This window comes from Marinospirillum sp. (genome assembly GCF_014859565.1).
Genome location: NZ_JACUUA010000168.1, coordinates 1 through 7,085, shown reverse-complemented (window position 1 = coordinate 7,085; position 7,085 = coordinate 1). Strand labels below are relative to the sequence as shown.

At 45.3% G+C, this 7,085-nt stretch carries 7 protein-coding genes; all 7 read right to left on the bottom strand.

Annotation, left to right across the window (positions count from 1 at the left end):
* Positions 1 to 136 precede the first annotated feature (136 nt).
* The 7 genes from IBX50_RS15410 to IBX50_RS15380 all read right to left on the bottom strand — a co-directional run bounded on the left by IBX50_RS15410 (position 137) and on the right by IBX50_RS15380 (position 7,059).
* Entirely contained in the window at positions 137 to 817 is a 681-nt protein-coding gene (locus IBX50_RS15410) for a hypothetical protein (protein ID WP_292257183.1), read from the bottom strand.
* Positions 810 to 1,730, bottom strand: a complete 921-nt coding sequence (locus IBX50_RS15405; protein WP_292257182.1) for a glycosyltransferase — start codon at positions 1,728 to 1,730, stop codon at positions 810 to 812. Before IBX50_RS15405 ends, IBX50_RS15410 begins: the two co-directional genes overlap by 8 nt.
* A 26-nt stretch (positions 1,731 to 1,756) precedes the next feature.
* Positions 1,757 to 3,205, bottom strand: coding sequence for a lipopolysaccharide biosynthesis protein (locus IBX50_RS15400; protein ID WP_292257181.1), 1,449 nt, complete (start codon positions 3,203 to 3,205; stop codon positions 1,757 to 1,759).
* Positions 3,206 to 3,269: 64 nt separating this feature from the next.
* Entirely contained in the window at positions 3,270 to 3,809 is a 540-nt protein-coding gene (locus IBX50_RS15395) for a GNAT family protein (protein ID WP_292257180.1), read from the bottom strand.
* A complete protein-coding gene (locus IBX50_RS15390; RefSeq protein ID WP_292257179.1) occupies positions 3,802 to 4,788 on the bottom strand; it encodes a hypothetical protein in 987 nt (328 codons plus the stop codon). Before IBX50_RS15390 ends, IBX50_RS15395 begins: the two co-directional genes overlap by 8 nt.
* Before the next feature lie 4 nt (positions 4,789 to 4,792).
* The gene (locus IBX50_RS15385; protein ID WP_292257178.1) at positions 4,793 to 5,977 is read right to left on the bottom strand and encodes an ATP-grasp domain-containing protein; all 1,185 of its coding nucleotides are present in this window, start codon (positions 5,975 to 5,977) and stop codon (positions 4,793 to 4,795) included.
* Entirely contained in the window at positions 5,974 to 7,059 is a 1,086-nt protein-coding gene (locus IBX50_RS15380) for a DegT/DnrJ/EryC1/StrS aminotransferase family protein (RefSeq protein WP_292257177.1), read from the bottom strand. The genes IBX50_RS15385 and IBX50_RS15380 overlap by 4 nt, the downstream gene beginning before the upstream one ends.
* Positions 7,060 to 7,085 lie beyond the last annotated feature (26 nt).

The following is a 7,085-nucleotide window of genomic DNA, read 5'->3' as shown; positions in this document are numbered from 1 at the left end:
CACGAGCGAGGCCGTTTTCATTGATTTTCCTTTACAAAAGGATCATCAAATCACAGGATGGCGAAGGTGTACATTGGAAATTTCAAACCTGCCTGTAAGCCCCGGCGTTACTGGTATCTTCGTGCGTTTTCCCTGCTTATCTATGGATCTCAACAATTACACTGACAATACAGACGCTACCAATGTACTCATTTTCCAACTCATCTATCTCAACTTTGTTTTTGATTATTTCAATGTATAAATTAGAGGGACAGATATTGTTGTCATTTAGTATTTTTTTATAAATCTTATTAATTTCCTTTGACTCAAATTTATCTATGGTATCAAACTGGTAAAGTGCTACAAAATATGCCGACTCAAGTGTTGACTGACCCACTTCATTCTTTAGGTCACAAAAAGCATTAAGACGTTTTATATCTTCTATTACTTTATTTTTTGATGGGTTGACCCCCTTAATTTCAACCAGCGTAACAACCTGATCCAGAAAACCACTTTCTTTAATAACAACTATATCAACCCGGCCATTTCTAATTTTTTCTAACCCTGATACAAATCGCTTGGGCTGCTTAGCTCTTTTCTGACCTAGTCTAGAGTAAAATCTATGCGTCAGCGATTCTTTTACTAAATATCGAGTCTTCCTCTCAAGCAGAATTTTATGACCGTTAAAAACATTAAATGCTTCAGATAAATCATCAGCGATAAAAGTTGTCAAAACGTACTCAGGAACCACAATTTTAAGTTCGGAACCAGTCCAAAGAAAAAGCCTTTCTACGGTTCTATGAATTGCTCCTGTTATAATTTTTTTAAGATCAAGCATCTTTGAATAAAGATTTTTTGATTGGTCTCAGCATACTAATTAATCGTTCAGGTATAGAGTTGCGTATAACAAGCATTAGCAATGATTTTTTTGAGCTTCCTTGAACAACTTTATTCAAAAATCGGCTCCAGTACACTGCTGCGCACTCTTTATCACCAATCCGCTGGTAATATCGATATATCCACAGCCAAGTATTTATTTGTTCTTCAATTTTAATCTGGTCAGGCAAGGCTGACCAGACACCACCTGCGTGGAGGCGATAAGCTGAGGGTTTAATATCATCGTGATGGTGGCTCCCACCATATTGACCAAGTATAGATACCAAAAAATTATCTCCATTCTTTACCATTCGACGCTCTGGTATTTCTGGGATGGCTATATTTCGGATCATCAAGTTCATTGTAAGAAGCCAACCTTTTCCTTGCTTAAGCTCATTACTACTATAATCCCGTTTATGGGAGTCAGGCAGCTTCGAATCTTTCACTTTTTTTCTATCTTCATCAATGATGAAAGCATCGTGGCTGCTGATAACAACATCATCATTCATTTCAAGGTAAGCGGTTTGCTTTGAGAGTTTCGATGGATCACACCAGTAATCATCACCTTCACAAACTGCAATATATTTACCAGCACACAGCGGAAAGACAATCATTGTTGCCCTGTTGCCCTTTGAATACTGATTCTCTACTTGATAAATCGGCTTGATCAGTTTTGGGTATTTCGCTTCATACTCTCGAATAATATCTGCAGTACGATCAGTCGACGCATCATCATGGATCAAGATTTCAAAAGGAAAGTCCGTGTCTTGAATCAGAAAGCCTTCAAGTGCATCTTCTATGTAGGGTTCGTGGTTGTAGGTGATACAGCAAATGCTGACGACTGGCTTTTCTGGATCTCCTTTCCAGGTAGCCATGATTTCTTCTTGAGTGCGTAGGTTTCTCATAAGGCCTTGGGCTTTAGTTTCGTTTGAATCATTTCACGCGCTAGGGTGTAGGCTTGTAGTTTCATTAGGTGGGCACCCAGTAGGTAAGCAACAAGTCCGCTGGTGCCTAGGAGTGCTAAAAGTGTGAAGGCTGGCCAGTCAAGGATTTGAACAGCCGTGTAGACCAAGCCACCAAGTAACATGGAAAGCAGCAGCCCCGGTACGAAGTCTTTTATCTGCTCCCTTGCAGGGTAGTTAATGAGTCGAGCTGCAAAGTAGCTGTTGGGCAGGTAGGCAAGCACTGAAGTAACTATTTGCCCAATTAAAATACCAATGACTCCATACCGGTAGCTCACAAATATGACGGCGACTACCATTATTTTCTTTAATATCTCTAGGTACAAGAAAAGATCAGAGCGACCTTTTACCTTGAGTATATTCAGGTTAATTGCATGGAGTGGATAAAGAAGACCTGAAATACACAACAACTGTAAGTAAGGTGCTGCACCCCACCATTTTTCGGGCAATAGAAACTGGAATAAGGGTTCGGCGAGCGCTGCCAGTAGCATTAATGCAGGAAAGAGCAGGAAGGTAGTAACGGCAATCACCTTGCGGTAACCCGCTTTAAGTCTTACATTGTCATCCTGAACGCTGGCAAGTGCAGGGTAGGTCACATTCTGAATTGCTCCTACAAGTTGGCTTAGAATCAGTTCCCGCATTTTTTCAGCGAAGAAATACAGACCCGCCACAGATGCCGAAAACAGCTTGGCAATGACGACAACATAAAGGTTTTTAAATACTATATCCAAAAACCCGGACAAGAATAGCTTATAGCCGAAATTGTACATGCTCTTTAACGAGCTTTTGCTGAAACACCACTTAGGTCGCCATTCACTCATCAACCACAGCAGAATTACGGTTATCAAAGCAGCTGTAATCATTTGAGCAACTAAAGCCCACACACCCGCCCCTTTATAGGCCAGTAGCACTGCAACCACTGCAGAAGCAAGGGCAGCAGGAAAGCTAGCTTTTAGCTGTGCCTTGAAATTCATCTGGCGATGAAAAAGTGCGATCTGAACAACCTGAAAAGCATTAACCAGAACGACTAGCCCGGTGACGCGAATGAGCAGAACCAGCCGCTGCTCTTCGTAAAAAGTTGCTATGAGTGGAGCCGCAAAGTAGAGAGCGGTGTAGGCGAATAGACCCAGCGTAAGATTTGCGTAAAACGCGGTACTGAGATCCAGGTCTGTGGCCTCTTTTAACCTGATCAGTGCTTGGCGAAACCCAGAGTCCATCAAGCTAGTCGCAATGGCTATAAAGACTGCCATCATGGCTACTAACCCATAGGCTTCTGGCGCAAGGAAATACGCAAGGAGCAGTGTTGTTACCAGCCCTACACCACGCCGAAGCAACTGCTCAGAAAAGTTCCAGAGAATGCCGATGGTGGTTTTGGCTGTTAAAGACATATAGGATTGAATGCCGAATCAGCCAATATAGATCTTTTAGGCCAGACAGGAAGGATTACTTTAATCAACTGCCGGCCTCATCGATAGCAAATTCGTCTTTCAATATAGAAAAACAAAGTAGATTTCGGAATTCTCCGCTCTTGAACACTGCCTTTCTCAAAACCCCTTCCTTAACCATCCCCATCTTCGCTACCAAGGCTTGGGAGGCCAAGTTATCTTCCAAAATTTTGCAGGAAACTCTGACCAGAGCCAGCTCCGAAAAAGCGTATTCAATAACTTTTCTCAAAGCAGAACTCGCCAAACCTTGCCCCCGAAAATTAGGAGACACCATATACGAAACAGCAGCCGACCTGTTTATCAGATCTATATCTGAAAGCGTTACTAATCCTGCCGGGTCGCTGTTTTGATTTGTGCAAATTACAAATCTGAGAACTTTTCCAGCCTCATGGCTTTCAATCGCATTTAGCACCCACTTCCGCTCTGTTTCGAGAGAAACGAAACGTTTCAGGCCAACAACTGAATCCCAGGTAAACTCATCTAAGCGCCAAGTGTGTGTTATAAGGTAATCGTCAGGCTCTAAAGCTCGAAGAAAAGTACTATTCATCCCCCCCCCTATTTATAAGCTCCATAACAAAACGCATATGTTCCCTTGAGTACCTTTGGTCCATAGGCAGCGGAACCAAGTGCTGAACGAGCTCTTTCTCTAGATCCGAACTCATTTCATTATCCATGACATCCTGCCAGTACTTTGCCACATACACCCTGTTCTTGATCAATTTCCCCCTCAAGGCCTCGCCATCCTTCACGAGAAGGGGATAAACCATCGGCATACTCGCTGAACTACCATCCAAAATGTTATCAAACGAGATATTTTGAAGTAGATTCAAAGCCTTCAAGCCGGAGTGCAGGGTTGAGAAATTGGCCAACCTTTTCTGGGCTACCTCGCGGTAGTTACAGGCTGCCAACACCCTTCGAGAAAAACCGGACATTTCTCTTAGACCCGATTCTCTTAACTTCTTCTCTGATTCCCTATACCTCGGATAGGCGCCCTCAGGCCCATCCTCGATTCTTTGAATCAAATGCTCGGCGCTATACTCTGCTTTTAAAAGCCTGAGCTTGGAGGGTTCAAACTGATCTGAATAAAGATACGCTCCGTCAGGAACTCCGAAAAATTTTCTAGCTGAATAAATTGCCGCTCCTTTTGCTGGAGGCGGGGAAAAGAATGATTGAGAGTTATCGACTATCAAGCGTTCCCCATAAAGCCCTGCCAGCCCAGCGACAGTATCATTTTTCACACCAAAGTAATTCACGTAGAGAAAAAACTCATTTTCCTCTAGTTGAATATCTGATATGGGGTTGAGGTCGACACCTACGTTATAAAAGCCAAAGCTCACCCCCAAGCTGCGTAACGTATCGCTCAGACTAGAGCAACAGTATGCTGGCAAATAGACTTTCTCGCACCCGGCCGATATGAGGTGACCTGCTAATGCATTTCTAGCCAGATTGAATCTATAAGCGGAGTCGTGATATTCCTGCTTTTCAGAAGGCAGCTCGAGCTCAAAAAAACCACCAATTGGGCCCATTCTATTAAACCTTTTCGGTTAAAACTTTCGGCGGTGCTTTAGTGAGCTTTTTATGCAACTCTTTAGACTGGCCCTCAAAGAGACAAACCCCAATAGTTTGATTTGACCCTGTGTAAGGCTTTACTACATCGTCCACTTCTTTAAACAGGTGTTTATAAAACAGTTCTTCGCTAATAGATTCAGGCACCTCAATACCAGAAAAAATACCTTCGCGTTCAGCGTGGAGTATATAGTGCGCCCCAGGTTTGAATTCTGCCAAGGTCTCGCAGCCAACCTGCTCACCAAAAGCCATGTCAATTACAGCCTGAGTGAAGTCGAAACCGCTCAACCGCTGCTGAATAATGGGAACAAAGTTGCCACCATTTCGAGGCCCCACTTCTATAATGTAGGCAGAGCCTTTACCATCAATTCGCGCTTCGATATTAACAGGCCCATCCGTATACCCGGCTGTTTGGACAATTCGCTCAACCTGCGTAATCACAGACTCCATTGCCTCGACTGAAATGCTCGCCGGCCAGCGCGTTGAGATAGGAATAAAGCTGTTGGTGCCTGTAAAAAAGTAATGATCGCCCAGATAGTGGTAGATAATCTTTCCACCCTGAATAAAGGCGTCCCCGTGAACCTGCGAGCCGTCGATAAACTCCTCGATGATGCAGCGCCCTGCACGCGAGAAGCTTAGCGCATACTCAACAGCCGCCGATAACGATTCACGTGTGCCGGAACTTTGCGTTATTCCTTTACTACCAGAGGAGTCTACAGGCTTAACGATATACCGCTGTGTATCGTCAATGTTATCGGGCAACTCACTGTTGTTCAGGGTAAAGCATGCCGGCACATTCAAACCGGCCAACTGCATGAGCTTACGAAACTTATCTTTTTCAGTCAGCAGCTCGACCGCTGCGAGAGTTGGGCCTGGCAGATTAAGGGCTTCGGCCACAAACGCTACGGTTGGCACTGCTGGGTCGGAGCAAAAGGTGGTTATTGCATCAATCTGGTAGGTTTTCGCCACTTCAAGCACAGCCTCTTTGTCGGTTGTGCTGGCGTTTTGATACTCATCGGCCAGTGCATGCCCCGGGTTTTCTGGCAAATAATCGCAGGTGATCACGTACAGCCCCATGGCCTTTGCTTTCTCGATCAGCGGGACCTGAAACGCTGATCCACCTAACACCAGTAGCTTTTTTTGATTCATGACAGCACGCCGGTCATTACTGCGGTCACTTTTTCTGCATCCAGCCCGTTGTAGATTGGCAAGCATAGAATGCGCTTGGCGGTATCGTTTGAGACTGGACACGCGCCACCCGAATACAAGCCGACCTCTTCCAGTGAGGGGTAAAAGTAACGCCGAGGAAATATGTCCTGCTGGTGTAAAGCGGCCATTACAGCTTTCATGCTGTTTTCTGAATTGAACAGGACCGGCACATAGGCATAGTTTCGAGTACTATGGGGCTGCAATCTCTGAAACTGTACTTTACCTGCCAAACTTTCCCTGTACGCCTCCCAAAGCTCCTTTCGGGCGGCTAAATTGTGTTCGATTTCGTCCAATACGCACAGCCCCATCGCCGCCTGAAACTCATTCATTTTGGCGTTGATACCAAGCTCTTCAATGCTCACCGGCCCGGCAATGCCGAAGTTGACCATTTTCTTGGCCCGTTCCAGATCTTCCTTGCGCTTGAAAATAATCGCACCGCCCTCGCCAGTGTGAAACAGCTTGGTGGCATGGAAGCTGAGGGTAGCGGCATCACCGTGTTTAAGCAGGCTTTCGCCTTTGTAGTTCACACCGAAAGCGTGGGAGGCGTCGTAGATGACTTTCAGGCTGTGCTTTTGGGCAAGGGTGTCAATGGACTCAACATCACAGGCGTTGCCGAATACGTGTACGGGCACAAGAGCACGGGTTTGCGGGGTAATGGCTGCTTCGATGTTAGCCGGGTTCAGGCACCAGGTGTTGGGGTCGATGTCTGCAAACACAGGCTGTACGCCTTCCCACTTCAGTGAGCTGGCGGTGGCAATAAAAGTGAAAGGTGTTGTAATGGCTTCAGCAGAGGCTTGTTTGACAGGCTCGGTGATACCTAACACCTTATAGGCAATTTGCAGTGCCAGAGTGCCATTAGTGACCAATAGCAAGTTTTCCACACCTAAATAGCCTTCCAGGCGTTGGGTAAGCTCTTGTACCAGAGGGCCATTGTTGGTCAGCCAATTGCGCTCGTAGATGCCATCAATGTATTGATCGAGTTTTTCACGGCTAGGCAGGTAAGGTTTGGTCACAGGAATCATGGGGTTACTCATGCTTCATCAACCAG

Bases quoted from the DNA above. Each gene is read 5' to 3' on its own strand.
- IBX50_RS15410 (WP_292257183.1), bottom strand. From the start codon at position 817: ATGCTTGATCTTAAAAAAATTATAACAGGAGCAATTCATAGAACCGTA.
- IBX50_RS15405 (WP_292257182.1), bottom strand. From the start codon at position 1,730: ATGGCTACCTGGAAAGGAGATCCAGAAAAGCCAGTCGTCAGCATTTGC.
- IBX50_RS15400 (WP_292257181.1), bottom strand. From the start codon at position 3,205: ATGTCTTTAACAGCCAAAACCACCATCGGCATTCTCTGGAACTTTTCT.
- IBX50_RS15395 (WP_292257180.1), bottom strand. From the start codon at position 3,809: ATGAATAGTACTTTTCTTCGAGCTTTAGAGCCTGACGATTACCTTATA.
- IBX50_RS15390 (WP_292257179.1), bottom strand. From the start codon at position 4,788: ATGGGCCCAATTGGTGGTTTTTTTGAGCTCGAGCTGCCTTCTGAAAAG.
- IBX50_RS15385 (WP_292257178.1), bottom strand. From the start codon at position 5,977: ATGAATCAAAAAAAGCTACTGGTGTTAGGTGGATCAGCGTTTCAGGTC.
- IBX50_RS15380 (WP_292257177.1), bottom strand. From the start codon at position 7,059: ATGATTCCTGTGACCAAACCTTACCTGCCTAGCCGTGAAAAACTCGAT.